This is a genomic window from Alkalibacillus filiformis (assembly GCF_030814115.1).
Lineage (GTDB): Bacteria > Bacillota > Bacilli > Bacillales > Alkalibacillaceae > Alkalibacillus > Alkalibacillus filiformis.
The window spans coordinates 30102-49095 of sequence record NZ_JAUSUP010000002.1 but is presented as its reverse complement, the minus strand read 5'-3'; the positions used below and the strand labels follow the sequence as shown (position 1 = coordinate 49095).

21 protein-coding genes are annotated in these 18994 nt (G+C 39.4%); 12 read left to right on the top strand and 9 right to left on the bottom strand.

What is annotated here, in order from left to right; all coding sequences use genetic code 11:
* The first annotated feature begins 196 nt into the window (after positions 1 to 196).
* Positions 197 to 697, top strand: coding sequence for a hypothetical protein (locus J2R98_RS05835; protein ID WP_307067043.1), 501 nt, complete (start codon positions 197 to 199; stop codon positions 695 to 697).
* Between the two features lie 48 nt (positions 698 to 745).
* On the opposite strand, the gene J2R98_RS05830 is transcribed toward J2R98_RS05835, so the two are convergent.
* Both J2R98_RS05830 and J2R98_RS05825 read right to left on the bottom strand, forming a co-directional pair.
* Positions 746 to 1072 carry a hypothetical protein gene (locus J2R98_RS05830; protein WP_307067041.1) on the bottom strand — a complete coding sequence of 109 codons (327 nt, stop codon included), beginning with the start codon at positions 1070 to 1072 and terminating at the stop codon, positions 746 to 748.
* Positions 1073 to 1238: 166 nt separating this feature from the next.
* Positions 1239 to 1631: a hypothetical protein gene (locus J2R98_RS05825; protein WP_307067039.1), complete on the bottom strand. Its 393-nt coding sequence runs from the start codon at positions 1629 to 1631 to the stop codon at positions 1239 to 1241.
* Positions 1632 to 1764: 133 nt separating this feature from the next.
* Here J2R98_RS05825 and J2R98_RS05820 point away from each other — a divergent pair, with 133 nt between their 5' ends.
* From J2R98_RS05820 to J2R98_RS05800, 5 genes are all read left to right on the top strand, one after another.
* Positions 1765 to 2619, top strand: a complete 855-nt coding sequence (locus tag J2R98_RS05820; protein ID WP_307067037.1) for a patatin-like phospholipase family protein — start codon at positions 1765 to 1767, stop codon at positions 2617 to 2619.
* A gap of 301 nt (positions 2620 to 2920) precedes the next feature.
* On the top strand, positions 2921 to 4498 hold the full coding sequence (gene aceB / locus J2R98_RS05815) for a malate synthase A (RefSeq protein ID WP_307067035.1): 1578 nt from the start codon (positions 2921 to 2923) through the stop codon (positions 4496 to 4498).
* Positions 4488 to 5768 carry an isocitrate lyase gene (gene aceA, locus J2R98_RS05810; RefSeq protein ID WP_307067033.1) on the top strand — a complete coding sequence of 427 codons (1281 nt, stop codon included), beginning with the start codon at positions 4488 to 4490 and terminating at the stop codon, positions 5766 to 5768. Before aceB ends, aceA begins: the two co-directional genes overlap by 11 nt.
* A 387-nt stretch (positions 5769 to 6155) precedes the next feature.
* Complete coding sequence (locus J2R98_RS05805; RefSeq protein WP_307067031.1) at positions 6156 to 7091, top strand: acetamidase/formamidase family protein; 936 nt, start codon at positions 6156 to 6158, stop codon at positions 7089 to 7091.
* Positions 7092 to 7109: 18 nt separating this feature from the next.
* On the top strand, positions 7110 to 7487 hold the full coding sequence (locus tag J2R98_RS05800; protein ID WP_307067030.1) for a VOC family protein: 378 nt from the start codon (positions 7110 to 7112) through the stop codon (positions 7485 to 7487).
* A gap of 626 nt (positions 7488 to 8113) precedes the next feature.
* Here the strand turns inward: J2R98_RS05800 and J2R98_RS05795 are convergent.
* Both J2R98_RS05795 and J2R98_RS05790 read right to left on the bottom strand, forming a co-directional pair.
* Complete coding sequence (locus J2R98_RS05795) at positions 8114 to 8611, bottom strand: GNAT family N-acetyltransferase (protein ID WP_307067028.1); 498 nt, start codon at positions 8609 to 8611, stop codon at positions 8114 to 8116.
* Positions 8612 to 8625: 14 nt separating this feature from the next.
* On the bottom strand, positions 8626 to 9186 hold the full coding sequence (locus J2R98_RS05790; RefSeq protein ID WP_307067026.1) for an ATP-binding protein: 561 nt from the start codon (positions 9184 to 9186) through the stop codon (positions 8626 to 8628).
* Positions 9187 to 9854: 668 nt separating this feature from the next.
* Here J2R98_RS05790 and J2R98_RS05785 point away from each other — a divergent pair.
* Positions 9855 to 10616: an SDR family NAD(P)-dependent oxidoreductase gene (locus J2R98_RS05785; protein WP_307067024.1), complete on the top strand. Its 762-nt coding sequence runs from the start codon at positions 9855 to 9857 to the stop codon at positions 10614 to 10616.
* Between the two features lie 7 nt (positions 10617 to 10623).
* Here J2R98_RS05785 and J2R98_RS05780 read toward each other — a convergent pair whose 3' ends face one another.
* A complete protein-coding gene (locus J2R98_RS05780; protein WP_307067022.1) occupies positions 10624 to 11208 on the bottom strand; it encodes a TetR/AcrR family transcriptional regulator in 585 nt (194 codons plus the stop codon).
* Between the two features lie 820 nt (positions 11209 to 12028).
* Between J2R98_RS05780 and J2R98_RS05775 the strand changes: the two genes are divergently transcribed.
* Positions 12029 to 13642, top strand: a complete 1614-nt coding sequence (locus J2R98_RS05775; protein WP_307067020.1) for a gamma-glutamyltransferase family protein — start codon at positions 12029 to 12031, stop codon at positions 13640 to 13642.
* Between the two features lie 38 nt (positions 13643 to 13680).
* Here the strand turns inward: J2R98_RS05775 and J2R98_RS05770 are convergent, their stop codons facing one another.
* Positions 13681 to 14130, bottom strand: a complete 450-nt coding sequence (locus J2R98_RS05770) for an Lrp/AsnC family transcriptional regulator (protein WP_307067018.1) — start codon at positions 14128 to 14130, stop codon at positions 13681 to 13683.
* Positions 14131 to 14265: 135 nt separating this feature from the next.
* Here J2R98_RS05770 and J2R98_RS05765 point away from each other — a divergent pair, with 135 nt between their 5' ends.
* Both J2R98_RS05765 and J2R98_RS05760 read left to right on the top strand, forming a co-directional pair.
* A complete protein-coding gene (locus J2R98_RS05765; protein ID WP_307067016.1) occupies positions 14266 to 14832 on the top strand; it encodes a chromate transporter in 567 nt (188 codons plus the stop codon).
* Complete coding sequence (locus J2R98_RS05760; protein ID WP_307067390.1) at positions 14832 to 15362, top strand: chromate transporter; 531 nt, start codon at positions 14832 to 14834, stop codon at positions 15360 to 15362. Before J2R98_RS05765 ends, J2R98_RS05760 begins: the two co-directional genes overlap by 1 nt.
* 50 nt (positions 15363 to 15412) lie before the next feature.
* On the opposite strand, the gene J2R98_RS05755 is transcribed toward J2R98_RS05760, so the two are convergent.
* Together J2R98_RS05755 and J2R98_RS05750 are read right to left on the bottom strand one after the other, a co-directional pair.
* On the bottom strand, positions 15413 to 15904 hold the full coding sequence (locus J2R98_RS05755) for a spore coat protein (RefSeq protein WP_307067015.1): 492 nt from the start codon (positions 15902 to 15904) through the stop codon (positions 15413 to 15415).
* Positions 15905 to 16012: 108 nt separating this feature from the next.
* Positions 16013 to 16225: a hypothetical protein gene (locus J2R98_RS05750; RefSeq protein WP_307067014.1), complete on the bottom strand. Its 213-nt coding sequence runs from the start codon at positions 16223 to 16225 to the stop codon at positions 16013 to 16015.
* A gap of 447 nt (positions 16226 to 16672) precedes the next feature.
* On the opposite strand from J2R98_RS05750, the gene J2R98_RS05745 reads away from it, so the two are divergent.
* Positions 16673 to 16831 carry a hypothetical protein gene (locus J2R98_RS05745; protein WP_307067012.1) on the top strand — a complete coding sequence of 53 codons (159 nt, stop codon included), beginning with the start codon at positions 16673 to 16675 and terminating at the stop codon, positions 16829 to 16831.
* Between the two features lie 91 nt (positions 16832 to 16922).
* On the opposite strand, the gene J2R98_RS05740 is transcribed toward J2R98_RS05745, so the two are convergent.
* Entirely contained in the window at positions 16923 to 17711 is a 789-nt protein-coding gene (locus J2R98_RS05740) for a carbon-nitrogen family hydrolase (protein WP_307067010.1), read from the bottom strand.
* A 104-nt stretch (positions 17712 to 17815) separates the two neighbouring features.
* On the opposite strand from J2R98_RS05740, the gene J2R98_RS05735 reads away from it, so the two are divergent.
* Entirely contained in the window at positions 17816 to 18991 is a 1176-nt protein-coding gene (locus tag J2R98_RS05735) for a pyridoxal phosphate-dependent aminotransferase (RefSeq protein WP_307067008.1), read from the top strand.
* Positions 18992 to 18994 lie beyond the last annotated feature (3 nt).

The following is an 18994-nucleotide window of genomic DNA, read 5'->3' as shown; positions in this document are numbered from 1 at the left end:
TTACATTGTAATATTAATTTCTAGATTTTAAATTGTCAAGGGGTACTTCCTTGTGAGTTTATTCAAGTTTAAATATACTTTAATTGGTTGGTCGGGATTTCCAATAGGTCTTATTCCTTTTTTATATTTAATTGGATGAAAATGAAGGTTCAACTTTGTTTAGTGACGTACTATTACTTAGGGGGGGATTATTAGGATGAAATTGTTAAGCTTTGTGTTATTGTTGCTACTAAGTGCTTGTGGAGTTGGGACAACAGGTGCTCACCCGTATGCAGGTGAATTAGAGAAAGCTGAAGGGTACGATGAAGAGGTTCCGTTTGATTTTAAACTGCCAACCTCACTTCCATTCGAGTTAGATGAGATCTTCATTATGGAAATGGGTGAGGATGAGATCGAAATTGTGTCATCTGATCGGTACATGTTTGACGTCATTCTTCGTGGAGAGGATCGTGAAGAAGAGCATTTGATCGTGATGATTCATAACCATTTAAGTGTTGAAAATACACAGGGTCAAAATGAAGAGCAACTGACATTAAGTGGTGGAGAGGACGCAAAGTATTTCTATAATGGAGCGTCACAAATCTTATCTTGGGATGATGACGATTTAATGTATCAAATAGCTGTTTCCGCACGTGATGGAGAGAAGTACTCGATTGAGGAGTTAGTTGAAATTGCAGAGTCGTTTGAGACGTATTAGACACAAAAGAGGTGCAGAGTTGCACCTCTTTTGTGAATTATAAACCTTTTAGTTTTGCTCAACTGTAGGTTGTTGGCTAGTGTTTTCATTTTCATTTAATGAAACTTTTAATTCCAGTGCGCCAACTTTCGGTGAAAACTTATTGTACACTAAGGCGAACAGTACAGCTAGAAGCCCGTGAATAACAGCATATACTGCTAGCATAATTACAGCAGGGATAAATATGAAGATTTCACCGACACTTCCTTGAAAGACTCCTGAAAGCGATATAAAGAAGATGATGACGGCCATTAATAATGCTGGAATACTAAATAAAATGAGTACAAACTTAAAAACACTCATAAGTCCAAATTCTTTGATCTCTACCTTTTGCATAGTATCACTCCTTTCTGATGGATTGATTCTATTCTTTTATCGACTTAAAATTATAAATTTTAACACAAATTTTCTTTTTAAGTTAGAGGACTTAATTGATGTAGCTGAGTCGTTTGAGAGGTATTAATTAAAAAAAGAGGTGCAGATTCGCACCTCTTTAGTTATGCTATTCGATTTTATTTCCGTTTTGATCTAGAATGTGGACCTCCTGTGAGAAGTTCAATTCTTCAAGAATTTCTTCATGATCTTTAAAAATGTCGGTAACCATTTTGTTAATTGTGTAGGCTAACATAACATCCCTGTGTTCAGATGTGTTGATCGTAGTCGGTATTGTCATGCCCTCTGAAGAATCATACACAATATCTTCACCAGCTTCTGCAAAAACCTCAAAGTTCTGCAGTTGTTTACCTATATCGATCATCATTTGGTTAACTTGCTGAGTTTCCTCTTGGCTAATACTTGTTGTGGCGGTCTCTTCAGTTTCTTGAGAGTTGAGTGTGATTGATAGTGTAATTACAAGAAAAGCTATAATAGTTAAGCCTGTAATTCCTTTTTTCATGCTGTATCCCCCCCTTATTAAGAACAGTATGTCCATTTAAAGGTTTTATGAACATTAAACTAAGTGCTATAGTTTTGATTGAATTCTTATAGTGATAAAATAATATATACGCATTAACAGAATGAGGGATTCGATGAAACAAACAGGTTTAGTTTTAGAAGGTGGCGGCAGTCGTGGGACGTATACGGCTGGTGTGCTACGTTATATGATGGAGCATGATTTATATATTCCTTATACGATTGGAGTCTCCGCTGGGGCTTGTAATGGCTCTTCGTATATTGCGCGTCAAATGGATCGTAATCGTCAAGTAAACATTGACTTTGTCGATCACCCAGAGTATTTGTCACTTCGCAATTATATTAAGAAGCGTCAGTTGTTTGGGATGGACTTTCTTTTTGATACGCTTCCGAATCAGTTAGCGCCGTTTGATTATGGGACGTTTAATACGGCTGAAGAAGATTTCGTTGCTGGTGTGACAGATTGTATGACAGGTGAAGCGCTGTACTATAACAAGTCAGATTATGCTGATGACATGGTAACATTGCTTCGTGCATCAAGTTCACTTCCGTTAGTAGCACCTGTTGTCGAGTTTGATGGTCGACCACTGATGGATGGTGGAATTGCAGATCCTATTCCGGTGCGCCAGTCAGAGCGCGATGGTAATACGAAAAACGTCGTCATCCTAACAAAAGCTCGCGGGTATTATAAGAAGCCGCAATCATTTAGTTGGTATATACGTCGGAAATATCGTGATTATCCAGGCCTGCTTAAAGCCTTAGATCAGCGTCATGAAGTGTACAATGACACGTTGCAATATATTTTTGATGAAGAGAAGAAAGGTAATGTCTTAGTGATCAGCCCTTCTGAAGAGATGAAAGTTGGACGTGTGGAACGCAATAAAGATAAATTAACAGCCTTATATAACTTAGGTTATGAAGATGCGAAAAGCGTTATCAGCCCATTGAAAGAGTTTGTAGCTACGCCTTAAAAGGTGTAGCTTTTTTATTTCTTCCAAAAAATTCTGAAAAAGGTGTTGCAATTTTTAAAATAATCACATAAACTGTTTTATAACAGAATAACAATTTATTAAACTGTTATATATGAGGAGGGTGGACCATGAACAGACCTTATTGCCCGGAGTGTGGAAAGCAAGTGGATGAAAGAAGTTATTCGTTAGAGTGTGCGTACTGCTTATCTAAAAAAGATGAGTAATTTTTTTGGAGTTACTGTTATATAACAATTTATTATTTTATCAGTTGTATTAATACAGAAAAGGGAGGCTTTCAATTTTGGTTACAAAAGTAGATGGTTTTAACGTAAGGGGCGATCGTGTTGATCGCATCGAAGAGATTTTAACAGATGAAGCGGTTGAATTTCTAGTAAAGTTACATCGTCATTTTGATGAGAGAAGGCAGAACTTATTGAACTTAAGAAAAGAAAGGCAAAAACAGCTCAACGAAGGCCAGTCGCTAAACTTCTTATGTGATACAGATGAGATTCGCCAAGGGGACTGGACGGTCAATCCAATTCCTGAAGACTTACAAGACCGACGCGTAGAAATTACAGGTCCGGTCGATCGAAAAATGGTTATAAATGCCTTAAATTCAGGGGCGAAGACGTTTATGGCTGACTTTGAAGATGCAACAGCGCCGACGTGGGAAAACGTCGTTAACGGTCAAATTAATTTAAAGGATGCGATTCGTCGTGTAATTGACTTTACGGGAGATAACGGTAAACAGTATCAACTATCTGACGACCCGGCTGTTTTAATTGTAAGACCACGTGGTTGGCATTTAAATGAAGCGCATATCGAAGTGGACGGAAAGCCGATGTCAGGTAGTTTATTCGATTTTGGACTATATTTCTTCCATAACGCTAGTGAGTTATTAAGTCGTGGCTCTGGCCCATACTTTTATTTACCGAAGTTAGAAAATCATCTTGAGGCGAAACTTTGGAACGATGTGTTTTTTTTCGCTCAAGGGTATCTTGGAATTTCTAGAGGGACAGTCAAGGCGACAGTCTTAATCGAAACACTTACAGCTGCTTTTGAAATGGATGAAATACTGTATGAGTTGCGTGAGCATTCAGCAGGTTTGAACTGCGGGCGTTGGGATTACATTTTTAGTGCGATTAAAAATTTTCAAAATCATGAAAGCGTTCTTTTGCCAGATCGGGTTGATGTCACGATGGAAGTGCCGTTTATGCGCGCTTATTCTTTACTGACGATTCAAACGTGTCATAAGCGCAATGCACCTGCGATTGGCGGTATGGCTGCGCAAATTCCAGTTAAAGGTAACGATGCGAAAAATGAAGCAGCCTTTAACAAAGTGCAGGCAGATAAACTACGTGAAGTAAAAGATGGTCACGACGGTACGTGGGTGGCGCACCCTGCGATGGTACCACTGGCGAAAGAAGTTTTCGATCAGCATATGGAAACGCCGAATCAGATTCATGTGAAACGCGAAGATGTCGATGTGTCGCGTGAGGATCTGCTTGAGTTTCCAAAAGGCGATATTACGTTAGATGGGTTAATGACGAACATTACAGTGGGTATTCAGTATATTGCTGCTTGGTTGAAAGGCCGTGGAGCTGCACCGTTAAATCACTTAATGGAAGATGCAGCAACAGCAGAGATTTCACGAGCACAAGTTTGGCAGTGGATTAATCACCCTGAAGGCAAGCTTCGTGACGGTGAGAATATTACGGTTCAGTTGGTTGAAAGTTTAGTTCCTGAAGATTTAAGAAATGAAGAGCCTGATGCGACAGACATTTTCTTAAATCTAATTAAAGATGAAAGCTTTGTTGAGTTTTTAACAATTCCAGCATATGACTATATTTTTAAAGGAGGCGTCAAACATGACGGATAATCGAGTTGAGCAAATTAAGAAAGATTGGGAAGAGAATTTAAGATGGGTAGGTGTTGAGCGTCCATACTCACCAGAAGAAGTCGTGAAGCTAAAAGGGAGCCTTGATATTGAACACACTTTAGCTAAACGTGGTTCTGAAAAGTTGTGGAAGCTGATTAATGAAGAGGATTACGTTAATGCTTTAGGCGCACTTACAGGTAATCAGGCTGTACAACAAGTCAAAGCAGGTCTTAAAGCAATCTACTTAAGTGGTTGGCAAGTGGCAGCTGATGCGAACTTATCGGGACAAATGTATCCTGACCAAAGTTTGTATCCAGCAAACAGTGTACCGAATGTCGTAAAGCGTATCAACCAGGCGCTTCAGCGTGCAGATCAAATTCATCATGCAGAAGGTGATGATTCAATCGATTGGTTCGCGCCAATTGTAGCGGATGCAGAAGCTGGTTTTGGTGGTCAGCTGAACGTATTTGAATTAATGAAAGGGATGATTGAATCCGGTGCTTCAGCTGTACACTTTGAGGATCAGCTTTCTTCAGAAAAGAAGTGCGGTCACTTAGGGGGTAAAGTATTGTTGCCTACACAAGATGCCGTTCGTAACTTAGTCTCAGCTCGACTAGCAACAGATGTGATGGGCACATCAACAGTCATTATCGCACGTACGGATGCGAATGCGGCAGACTTAATTACAAGTGACGTTGATCCTTACGATGAACCGTTCTTGACGGGTGAGAGAACTGTTGAAGGTTTTTATCGCACGAAGCCAGGTATCGACCAAGCGATTGCTAGAGGTTTAGCTTATGCTCCATATGCTGACTTATTATGGTGTGAGACTGCTGAACCTGATTTAGAAGAGGCGAAGCGTTTTGCTGATGCCATTCATGAGAAATATCCGAATAAACTACTCGCTTACAACTGTTCACCGTCATTTAACTGGAAGAAAAAGCTGAATGACGAAGAGATCGCCAACTTCCAAAAAGAGCTCGGTAAGATGGGCTACAAGTTCCAGTTCGTCACACTAGCTGGCTTCCACGCACTAAACAACAGCATGTTCGACCTGGCACGTAAGTATAAAGATGAAGGGATGAAAGCTTACTCAGAGCTACAACAAGAAGAGTTCGCTGCAGAACAGTACGGCTACACAGCAACTCGCCACCAACGTGAAGTCGGTACAGGTTACTTTGACGAAGTCGCACAAGTCATCTCAGGCGGGACGTCATCTACAACAGCACTCACTGGATCGACTGAAGAAGAGCAGTTTACGAAATCATGAACCTTATAAGGAAGGTCCAGCTTAGCGCTGGACCTTTTTCCTGAGGTCGTAGAATTAAGCGTAGTATGATTAGAAGACGATCCGAGCGCTGATAAATATATGTAAACGCTGATAAACTTCTCACGAGCGCTGATAAATTTGTGCGAACGCTGATAAACCTCTAGCGAGCGCTGATAAATTTATGTGAGCGCTGATAAAACCCCGTGAGTGAGCGCCAAATAATTTCCGCGAGCGCCAGAATCACATGTGCGAGCGCCAGAAAAAATCCGTGAACGCCAAAATCACCTGCCCGAACGCCAAAAAATAATATTTTAGTAGATTTCCAAATTTATATTTACTAAAAATTCAAACTCCTTTATGCTATTATTCTAATAAAGGAGTGATTCGATGAAGCATGGAAATCATACGATCCACAAACATTGCCACCATACAGTGTGGGACAACAGCCTAGAGCCAGTCATGTCAGTCAAACCTGGAGTGAGCGTTAATTTCGAAGTGCATGATGCATCAGGTGGGCAGTTGTCTCCGAAGTCGACTTCACAAGATGTGCCGAACTTAGATTTTAGTAAAGTCAACCCTGTCACAGGTCCTGTTTACGTTGAAGGGGCTGAGCCTGGTGATACGTTAGAAGTGGAAATTGAGCACTTCGGTACGATGAGCTGGGGTTGGACAGCGATCATTCCAGGTTTCGGCCTACTAAACGAACAATTTGAAGATGCATACTTAAAAGTGTGGGATTTAAATAACCAGAACGTCGCGCAGTTTGCAGATGGCATTGAAATCCCGACGAAGCCATTTCCTGGAACGATTGGCGTTGCGCTACCTGAAGCGGGTGAACATAGCGTCGTACCACCGCGAAAAAATGGTGGCAACATGGATATTCGCCACTTAACGAAAGGAACGCGCTTACTTTTGCCAGTTTGGGTAGAAGGTGCGTTATTTTCAGTTGGTGATACGCACGCTGCTCAAGGTGATGGGGAGGTATGCGGAACAGCAATCGAAGCACCAATGGAAATCCAGTTAAAGTTCAAGCTTCACAAAGGAAAAACAATCCAAGAGCCACGCTTCATCATGCCCGGTCCTTTAACAACAGGGCTAGATGAACAAGGTTATTATGTGACAACAGGCCATAGTGATGATCTCATGGTCGCATCGAAAAAAGCCGTTGAATACATGATCGAGCACTTAAGTGAAACGTATGGCTTGAGTGACCAAGAAGCTTATGCGCTATCAAGTGTTGCAGTCGATTTGAAAATTAGTGAAATCGTAGACGTGCCGAATTATTTAGTATCGGCTTACTTGCCGCAGAAGATATTTAAGTAACTTTAGGAGGGTGAAAAAATGAGTGTTCTGTTTCGAGTGGAGTTATATGCAAAAGACCTTGAAAAGTCTCTAACATTCTATCAAGACATTGTCGATTTGGAACTTTATGGTAGAAATGAGCAATGTCTAAGGTTCAATTACGACTGCTTCTCACTATTAATTACCTCTGAAGCAACTTTAGATGATGAACACTACTTTAACAATCGAGCTAAAAGTGACGTTAAAGGGAATGGCTTTGAGTTAATAGTCGTTGTTGACCGATTGGAAGAAGTCTATCAACGCTGTTTGGATCATGGCCTTTCGATTGAGGAGGATGTTGAAACTTACCCTTGGGGAATGAGAGGGTTTAAAGTAGCAGATCCAGATGGTTACTTTATTCGAATAACATCTGAATAATCAAAACGCCTCGATTATAAATTCGAGGCGTTTTTACAAAAGTCCTGCTAAAGGTTTTGGTAGAATTTAACTGTATCTATTAGTCACCAGTTGATAAATGAAGCTTGAAATCACTCGAACTATTAATTGTCCTACTACCAAAACTATTCCAGTTAATACGATAACGGTTTCCATTCTAAAGGGGTTAAACCATGAAGGGTTTGGAGGTGTTATAAATCCTGTTCCTAAAATCACCGATATAATTATCATAACAGCGTTCGCCACAAAAAAATACAAGGGCTTAACACTCAATGATAGTATACCAACAATAATTACTAGGAATAACAATAATGTATTCACTAACATGAAAGAAGCTTCTTCACCTCTTATGCTTTCTGTTGTTTCAAAGAAGTGGAATAAAAATGGTCCGGGAATCAAAGCGAGTATTAACCATAAGAGTTTAATAAAAATACCTCCTTTATTAAGCCTTAACAAATTTTGATAGCTATAGTGTACTATAATTTTCTTAATTTGGTAATAAACCCTTTAAACTATCATATCTTTCTTTGTAATGCCAGCTCTTTTTTTAAGCATAGGATTTGAACCCACGCCAAGAATCAGTACATAACATATTATCTACTGAAAGTTTACAAAATCTTAGACATATAGTATTCATCCACAAACTCTCCGCCAATAAACAACGAATCTCTTTTCGTGCCTTCAATTTCAAATCCCATCTTCTTATATAAGGACACACCTGCTTCATTACGAACGACTGTGGTTAACTCTAGTCGGTGGATGTCGCTCTCAGTTGCCCAACGCTCTAACTCACTGAAGAGACGAGTCCCAATTCCGTGCCCTCTATAACCTTGCAGCACACCAAGAACAACGTATGCAGAATGACTATTCCTTCTTGCGTTTCCACCCATAGCAAGCAAGTATCCAACAAGTTGACCTTCAAATTCCGCTACGAGAATAGTAGAGTTTGCTTTTTCTAGGAAACTATCTATCATCTTTTCTTGTTGATCTCCGCTAATGTTTCGCTCACCAGGTTCCCACAACATGTACTCAGATGTTTCATCGACTTGTTGAATAAGTGTGGATAACTTTTCAGCATCACTCACATGCACTTCTCGAATGTTCATGGTATTACACCTCATTATAAATTAAACTGCTTTTTCACTTGCTTGGCCACGTCCTCGGCGCTCATAAATGTGTTATTGATCCTTATATAGTTAGGACGCTTAATTTCACCTTTTTCTGTATTTAACCTAAGTGATTCAGCAGTTGATAGTAAATTTTTCTCGGATTTCGCGGTATTTCTTTTCGTCGGCTTTTGTTCTAAACGATGAGAAGATCTATTCCGTTGCAACCTTTCTTCTGTATCGGCCTCCAATTCGACGAAGTATACGTCACACCCTTTAGACTCGAACTTTTGAAAAAGTCTCTCGATTCCTTCGTTTTCTTTTTCTGAACTAAGATTCCATACCTTCGTGAAAATTAATCCATAAGCATCACTATTAGCAAATGAATCGAAAATCTCATTGCGTATTAATGAAGTAAGACGCCACATTTCAGGTGTGAATCCATAAAGCGGCTCAAGCATTTCAATAGCCATATGATTGTGGAAAAGTTTTAGATCAGTCATTTTCGCTAGCTCTTCCCCCACTGTCATTTTCCCAACAGCTTGTGGTCCGAAGATGAAGACGAATTTGTCCATAAATGTTTCCTCCTAATTATCCATAAACACTAACTCACCTTCTCAAGAAACCTCTCAAGCTGGTTGAGTAAGTTAAAGTAAGTAGTTGTAATATCGAGTATTTGGCTATCAATAGGGCCTTTGGTGGAAAACGCTGTTGTATTGTAAAGAGGTTCCTGAAGCTTTTCCTCGGCAAACCTAAAATGATCCTTTAACTTCCATCAAGTTCCCATTCCTTTCCATAAACATAATTCTATCATAACTTTTTCACTAATAATTTACAAAAACTGTTTAGGTAAAAAACTTGGTCAGTCCCCACCATGCTGTGATTACAGACTAGATTGTAGTTGTTATGTGAATAAGTCTACTTTATCAACAGGTTTTTTGTGCATAACTACACTAAATTGTGGATTAAATTAAGAATTTTTAGTGGTTATACACAGGTGGAGGTCTTTTAAAAGCATTTTTCCACATAAGTTGTTCACTTTTCCAAAAGTTATTAACAGTAAATAAGGATTTATCCACTTCGATGTTAAGAGACCATCCGGTGAATTTTCATTTTTTAGGCGTTATTCTTATATTTTTTTGCGACAAAATACATGAAAATGTTGCTTTAGAGAAGTGTTCGAATAACAAAATAATAAATATTTCATTATGCTTAAATTAATAAACAAGAAAGAGGTGTTTTTATGAGTTTTAATGGAAAATCTGTTGTTATTACTGGTGGTGCAGGAGGTATTGGGATTGCATCAGCAAAGCAATTTTTAGATGAGGGAGCTAAAGTCTTATTAGTTGATTTAAATGAAGAAGCTTTAGTATCGGCAAAGCAAGAACTAGGTGAGCAAGTTTTTACTTATGCTGCCAATGTTGCTAAAGAAGAAGAAGTAAAGGGTTATGTTCAATATGCCAAAGAACAATTAGGATCAATTGATGTCTTCTTTAATAATGCAGGAATTGATGGGAAATTTGGTTTGATTACAGAACAGCAGGCGGACGACTTAGATGCTGTATTAAATGTTAATGTAAAAGGTGTATTTTATGGTCTAAAGCATGTCATTCCTGTAATGACGGAAAATGGTGGAGGAGCAATTGTTAACACATCTTCAGTAGCTGGTCTAATTGGCTCCCCAGGAATGTCACCTTATATTGCTTCTAAACATGCTGTTATTGGGCTGACCAAGACGGCTGCGTTGGAAGGTGTCGACCAAGGAATCCGTGTCAATTCAGTATGCCCTGCACCAGTTGATACAGAAATGATGCGCTCAATTGAATCAGGAATGAACCCAGAGGATTCAGAATCTGCTAAAGAACAACAAGCTTCTGCAATTCCAATGGGACGTTATGCAGAAGCTGAAGAAATTGCAAACTTAGTAACATTTTTAGCTTCAGACAAGGCTTCTTATATTAATAGCAGTCATTATACAATTGATGGCGGTCTAAACCCTAACTAAAATTATCTTACCGCTTGTAAATGGCGATAGAGTGTGAGTTAAAGATTTTAACTAACTGATCTGACATATGAGCAGGCGTATCTTTGTATCCATTTTTAATCCATTCGAAAATAAGGCCATATATTCCATAAGCTTTGAAGTAAATGTATTGCTTATGGTCTATATGGTCTTTATTTGGTTGAGTAACAAATAGTAAGTCATTTTCTAGTAGGTCTACTATTTCGTTAATCATCTTCCGTTGAAAACGACCTAAGTATTTAGATTGAACGATCAAGGTGAAGAAGTCCTGATTTTCCAAAATATAATTAAAGATTACAATTGTGGAGTGGGATACTTTTGCTAGATTTTTTTGTTTATTATGGTCATAAGGAGCTTTAAATGATTTCCTTAGACCACTAATCATATCCTCTTCAATCTCAAAAAGTAAACTCTCTTTATTATTATAGTACCTGTAAAAAGTACTACGATTAACATTAGCTTGACGTGTGATTTCAGTAATAGAAATCTGTTTAAAAGGTTTGTGAGACATTAATAGCAGTAAAGAATCCTTAATTTGTAGATTAGCTTTGTTGTAATAACTCCCTAAATTCAAATCTAACACCCCTCTTTAATATCTATTATAAAACTATTGATAATCATAATTAACTCTTATGCTTTTATACAGTGTTGACATTTTTCTACAATCTCTCTCAAAACCTCCTATAGTAGGCGACAAGGGTTTTACATATGATAGTTAGAAATTAATTGTATGATGAATGGTTAGGAGGGTGCCTGTGGAAAAATGCCACTTTTGTAGTACGAGAGCAGTGAGTAAATGTCGTTCTTGTTACAAACCGCTTTGTTCGAAATGCAAAATCTCTCAAGATGGGATGGCTTATTGTAATACGGAGTGTAAAGAGCTAGATTAGTAAGTTTATTTAATCCACAGATTAGATCTGTGGTTTTATTTTTGTTTTGGCGGTGATTTTCGAGATGATTATTTGGCGCTCGCGTGGAGTAATTTGGCGTTCACGAAATTTATTTGGCGTTCGCGGGGAATAATTTGTCGCACACGAAATTTATTTGGCGTTCGTGAGGATTAATTTGGCGCTCACAGAAACTATTTGGCGTTCACTTATCAGCGCTCATCCAAATTTATCAGCGTTCACTCAGATTTATCAGCACTCACCCTAGCTTTATCGGCACTCACGAAAATTTATCAGCGCTCACCCAATTTTATCAGCACCCAGAAAAATTTAACCTCTAACCTTAATCCTTCCAAAGCAAGGTTTCTCTTTTTACGTCAAAAAAGAACAAAAATTTAGACTTCACACAATTTTCGTCTAAAAACTATCGAACAACTTTACTAATTGTGATAGTATAATTAAAAATGTTTAATAATTGTATGGAAAGATAAGGGGGAAGGGAACAAAATGGTAAGTTATGATGCATTAAATTATCCTTATGCTTCGCGTCGTAATGTTGTATACGGTAAAAAAGGCATGGTGGCGACGTCTCAGCCACTAGCGGCGCAGGCTGGTTTAGATATTATGAAACAGGGTGGTAATGCGATTGATGCAGCGATTGCGACGGCGGCCGCTTTAACGGTGTTAGAGCCGACTTCAAACGGAATTGGTTCTGATGCGTTTGCGCTTGTATGGGTCGATGGAAAAATTCACGGTCTAAACGGCAGTGGGTATGCACCTCAAAACATATCTGTGGAAAAACTAAGAGAAGCAGGCTATGAAGAAATGCCTACGTTTGGTAAAGTGCCTGTGACAGTACCTGGTACACCAGCGGCATGGGCAGAGCTATCAGAGCGTTTTGGTAAACTTCCACTAACAGATGTGCTAGCTCCTGCGATTGAGTACGCCGAAGAAGGTTATCCACTATCACCAACGTTAGCGTTCCATTGGAAGTCAGCATACAACAAGTTTAAAGAAACGTTTAAAGACGACATTTTCCAAAACTGGTTCAACACGTTCGCACCTGATGGTCGTTCGCCTGAAGTCGGTGAAATGTGGAAGTCACCAGGTCATGCGCGCACACTACGTGAAATTGCCGAGACGAAGGCAGAGTCATTTTACAGCGGTCAATTAGCTGATGAAATTGATGCCTTTTTCAAAGAGCATGATGGTTACTTAACGAAAGAAGATTTAGCAGCATACAAGCCAGAGTGGGTTGATCCGATTAAAGTGAACTATCGTGGTTATGATGTTTGGGAGATCCCGCCGAATGGACAAGGGTTAATCGCGCTTATGGCGTTAAACATGTTAGAAGGTTATGAGTTTACTGATCGTGAAAATGTTGATTCATATCATAAGCAAATTGAAGCGATGAAGCTTGCGTTTACAGATGGTTTAGAATACATCACGCAAGAAGACCATATGAATGTGTCGGTTGAAGACCTATTATCAGATGAGTATGCCGAACAGCGCCGTGGGTTAATTGGCGATGAAGCATTACAACCAGAACCAGGTGAGCCGCCACGTGGTGGTACCGTTTATTTATCAACTGCTGATGGTGAAGGTAACATGGTCTCGTTCATTCAAAGTAACTACATGGGCTTTGGTTCAGGTGTTGTCGTACCTGGGACAGGCATTGCGATGCAAAATCGTGGTCACACGTTCTCATTTGATGAAAACCATGCAAACGTGCTGAAGCCAGGGAAGCAGACGTTCCATACGATTATTCCTGGATTTTTATCAAAAGGTGATCAACCAGTTGGACCATTTGGTGTCATGGGTGGATTTATGCAGCCACAAGGCCATGCGCAAGTCGTCATGAACACAATTGACTTTCATCTAAATCCGCAAGCAGCACTTGATGCACCAAGGTGGCAGTGGGTTCAAGATAAAGTCGTTAAAGTTGAGCCAACATTCCCTGACCATATTGCACAGGCGTTGCAACGAAAAGGTCATCACATTCAGCGCACCCTTTATCCGAACGAATTCGGTCGTGGACAAATTATTTGGCGCGACCCAGAGACAGGCGTGCTTTGTGGCGGTACTGAACCGCGAACTGATGGTGAAGTCGCAGCTTGGTAAGAACATGAAAAAATCAGGCTGATCTCTCAGCCTGATTTTTACAATTTAAGTCCTGTTCTGCTTTTGAAGCGACGTAATAAAATGTGGCTTTCAACACGCGTAATGCCTTCTAAAGCATAAAGCTCTTCGTTAATAAATTTTTCTAATGCATGAAAGTCTTCTACTAATACGTGTGTATGGAGAGTACTTGGGCCTGTCATTTGGTAACAACTTGCTACACTAGGATGCTCGGCCAACTTTTCGGCAACGTGAATAAGTGAGTTCGGTTCACAATCTACGTTAAAAAATGCTGAGACTCCTTTGCCGACTTGTTCTGAGTTAATGACAACACTGAATTTCTCGATGACACCAGCTTCTTGCATTTGATTAATTCGATCGCGAACAGCTACACGGGATAGTCCAAGCTCTTTAGCTAAGTCAACGTAAGACATACGCCCTTGTTCGCTTAAAATATTTAAAATCTTAAAATCCGTATCCGTTAATTTCATCAAGACACCACGCTTATGAGATTTGATTTCTATTTTCATTATAAAAGAAAGTAGTCAAAATGTCATATTAACTGTCGAAAATTTAGTGAATTTGAAGTGACACTTAAGCGTGGAAGGACAGAAAGGGTGACAACATTGGATTTTTCTTTACAGAAGGACATATTTATTAGCTTCTTCCGTGCTGGCATGTTAGGTTATGGCGGCGGACCAGCGACGATCCCTTTAGTGCATAAAGAAGTCGTCGAAACATACGGCTGGATGGATGATGAAGAGTTCTCTGATATATTAGCTATTGGCAATACACTTCCCGGACCGATCATGACGAAAATGGCTGGCTATATTGGCTATCGTGTCGGTGGTAAAACCGGGCTTGTCACTGCATTAGCAGCCACTATTTTACCGACTGTTATTATTATGATTGCACTTATATCCGTGTTAATTAATTATCGTGAACATGCAGTAGTACAAGGAATGACGAGTGCTATTGCACCAGTTGTAGGTGTCATGTTATTTATGTTAGCTTATAACTTTTTACGTCACTCTAAACGTGACCTCGGTTGGCCAGTGGCAATTGCTCTAGGTGTTATCAGCTTAATTACGTTTGAACTGTTTAATTTACACCCAGCAATTTTAATCGGCGCGCTCATTTTATATGCCTTATTGAAAAAATCCCCTTCGAAAAAGGAGGGTGAAGCAGCATGATCGAGTATTGGCATTTATTTATCGCATTTTTAATTCCAGGTATTGTTGGGTATGGTGGTGGTCCAGCGACGATCCCTTTGATTGAGTATGAAGTCGTTCAACGTTTTGAATGGATGACGACTCAAGAATTCGGTGAAGTGCTCGCGTTAGGTAACGCACTACCAGGACCCATTGCGACAAAGATGGCCGGTTATATCGGCTATGAAGTTGGTGGCGTCATCGGGGCAACCGTCGCGATCTCAGCAACAGTCATTCCATCTTTAATCGCGATGATCGTCTTATTGAAGCTACTCATGAAGTTTAAAAACTCACCGAAAGTAAAACGTATGACAGCACTGATTCGTCCGGCGATTGCGATTTTACTAGCCGTGCTTGCGTATCAATTTTTCGCTACATCATATGAAGGAGCTGGGTTATTTCAAACTATAATCTTAGTAACGTTAAGTTTCTTAGCATTAGAGAAGTGGAATATTCATCCGGCTTACGTGATCATTGGCGCTCTAACTTATGGAGCGGTTATATTATCATAAAATAACCCCAACTATTTATGGCTTTTGCATAAATAGTTGGGGTTTCCTTATTAAAGGAGGTTTAGTCGTGCAACAATTGCAAGTAGTACTTGTAATAAGATTTGTGCGTTTACAGCGATATCTGTATCCGTTGTTGTCACTTGTACACCACGAGAGTTTTCAATATACGTCTGCTGGTGGTTAATTTGGGTTGTTTTAATCTTTTCATATAAGTCTTGTGTGATTTCTTCGGCACGGTCACTATCAGCTACTGAAATACTAATGATCAGCGCAATCGCTGCTTGTAATCCAATTTGAACGTTTACAGCTGCTTGAGTGTTAGTTGTTGTTACTTCAACGTCACATGAATCTTTGACGACGATTGACTCAAAAGATTGCTGAGTCGTTTTAATAGATTGATTTGCTTGTTGTGTGTTGTCATCAAATGGGTGACAAGATTTTGGGTCTAGTGCATTAAATCTTTTTGGAGCACGTGCACGTTGGTTTGTATTAGCATTGTTGTATGCACCAGGTGCTGATGCAAAGTATTGCTTCTTTGCCATTCTATTTCCCTCCTCTATTATTTCGTACACTACTTACATATGAAAATGGTTGAATACTAGGAAAGGCCAATCCATTATTTTACTAGCATATAGGCTTAGTAGAATTCATTAATTATCATTATTATTGTGCTTTTGAAGCGATTTGACCGACTTTTGTAGGTCTTCTACTAACTCTTTCAACTGGTTTTTAGTTTCATCGTCTACTTGTGTTTCTTGTAGTTTCACGTCATGCTTCTTGAATGTTGTATCTACTAATAAATCAATTACTTTATTGGATACTACTTGTAAATCTTCTGGCATTTTATTGTTTTGATCACTCATACCTGTCACCTCCATTAAGAAGTTAATATATTGTTAGTAGGAGATGTTCTTTAAATCTATAACCCTACCTTCTCACATTTACATTATGAGTTTTAAAAGAGAAACGAAGGGGCTCCAATCTTATGGAAGTAAAACAAACTGTTTTTAAGTAGCCCTTTTTTGTAACTTGTCCGAAAATCTAACGGTTATAGAGGGGGTGGAAATAACGAGTTATAAGCCGATTTTGCCTAAAATTAAAGTGTTGATCGTATTTAGGAAGCGCTTACAATGCCGTTAAGAGCGCATTCTTGACACTTGATGCAAATTCCGAGCATTTGATAGCATTTATAAGGATTTGAAAGTTTTTAAAAGAATGATACTTATAACTTGAAATTATAATAAAATGTGGTACTATATAGTAGGAAATACTGTTAAACAGTAAAATTTGCTGGAAAGGGGTAGATGGTTATGACAACATCTTTAATTCTTGTTTCAACGATTGTGTTTTTCTTTTTAGCGACGGTGTATTTCATGGACAGTATTGTGACGCGCATTAAGAAGAAGAAATCAGATCTACGCCTAGAACCAGTTCAAGCTGAAGCTGAAATGGATCTAGCACACCGCTAATTTAGTTAGATAGATAATCAATTCAATTCATACTATTCATATAGATGAAACGCCTAAGCCGGTTAGTGTTCGCACTGACCGGCATATTTTTTTACCTCAAACGAAGATCATAAAGGTCATTTCTTATATCGTTATAAACAGGCACTATATCCCGCGCTTTAGCAACTTGATCCAGGTCTAACGCTGCTGTTAGGATGTCTTCTTCATCACTGCCTTCAACGACCACTTCACCCATTGGACCAACCACCATGGAGTGACCACCAAAAGAAAAATTCGGACCTCCTCCTACACGGTTACATGCCACAACGAAACACTGATTTTCAATCGCCCGAGCTTGAAGTAGTGTGCGCCAATGGTTGATTCGATCTTTAGGCCATTGAGCGACAATATAAATCACTTCAGCATCTTGAACGGCATGTGCGCGTACCCATTCAGGAAACCGCAAATCATAACCAATTAACCCAGCGCTTGGGATGCCGCCCACTTCAAATAGTCCATCACCATCACCAGCTTTAAAATATTTCTGTTCATTCATTAGTGGAAAAAGATGAGCTTTACTATACTCATTAATGAAATGACCTTTCTCGTTGTAAATGTACATCGTATTTGTAAAACCTGACTCTCCAACCTTTGCAACTGACCCACCAACAATAGCCGCTTTATGTCGATACGCTAAATGACTTAAAAAAGCACGAGAATCCCAGCCATTATAATCAGCTAGCTGGTCAAGTCGCTGTAAGTCATAACACGTATTCCATAATTCCGGCAAAACGATGACATCAGTGTCGTTAGGAATTTTATGAAGCTTGTGTGTAATTTTCTCCTTATTCGCTTCAACATCACCAAAAGCTAAATCTAGCTGTAGTAAAGAAACTTGCATGAAAGCACCTCCATTCAATCTGTTTAGAATTTTCTGTCTTTACAAAAGATGAAAAAGCATATAACCTTCAAAGTAATGAGTGAATTCGGTAAGGAGGACATGAGATGCGATTTGAACAGTCAGAAGCGTTAAAGCGCCTACCTGAGCAGTTTTTTGCTAGTTTAGTTGGTAAAACACAGGCGTTAAAACGTGAAGGGCATGATGTCATTAACTTAGGACAAGGAAACCCCGATCAACCTACACCTGATCACATTGTTAAAGCGATGCAACAAGCAGCAGAAAACCCTGATTATCATAAATACTCACCTTTTCGCGGGCACCAATTTTTAAAAGAAGCGGTGGCAAAGTTTTATAAACGCGAATACGGTGTTGACGTTGACCCTGAGACAGAAGTCGCTGTTCTGTTTGGCACGAAAACAGGCTTAGTTGAGATTAGTCAATGCTTATTAAATGCTGGTGACTCAGCATTACTACCTGACCCAGGGTATCCGGATTATATGTCTGGAATCGCATTAGCTGATGCCAAACCACACTTTTTCCCGCTTTTAGAAAAGAATCACTTTCTACCAGATTATGATGCAATTAGTGATGAAGCGCTTAATTTATCGAAATTAATGTTTTTGAATTACCCAAACAACCCAACATCAGCAGTTGCGACACGTGAATTTTTTGATGAGACAGTAAGTGTAGCGAATAAGCATAACATCTGTGTCGTGCATGACTTTGCTTATGGTGCCATTGGCTTTGATGGTAAAAAACCGACAAGCTTCCTGGAATCAGAAGGGGCAAAAGACGTTGGCATTGAAATGTACACATTGTCCAAAACGTATAACATGGCTGGTTGGCGTGTTGGTTTTGCCGTAGGGAATTCGTCAGTCATTGAAAGTTTAAATTTAATTCAAGATCATTTGTATGTCAGCTTATTTGGTGCGGTACAAGAAGCGGCGGCAGAGGCTTTGTTAGGTGTTCAGTCTGCTGTAGATATGTTAGTCGAGACATATGAAACGAGGCGAAATGCATTAGTAAAAGCAGCGCGATCAATTGGTTGGGATGTGACAGGACCTAAAGGGACTTTTTTTGCTTGGTTTAAAGTGCCTGACGGTTATACGTCAGAGCAATTTGCTGACCTTTTATTAAATGAAGCACACGTCGTCGTCGCTCCAGGCAAAGGCTTTGGTGAAACAGGTGAAGGTTATGTCAGGATCGGCTTACTCGATGAGCCAGAGCGATTAGAAGAAGCGATGGAGCGTGTCGGTCGTTTGGGTGTTTTAAAGAAGTAATAA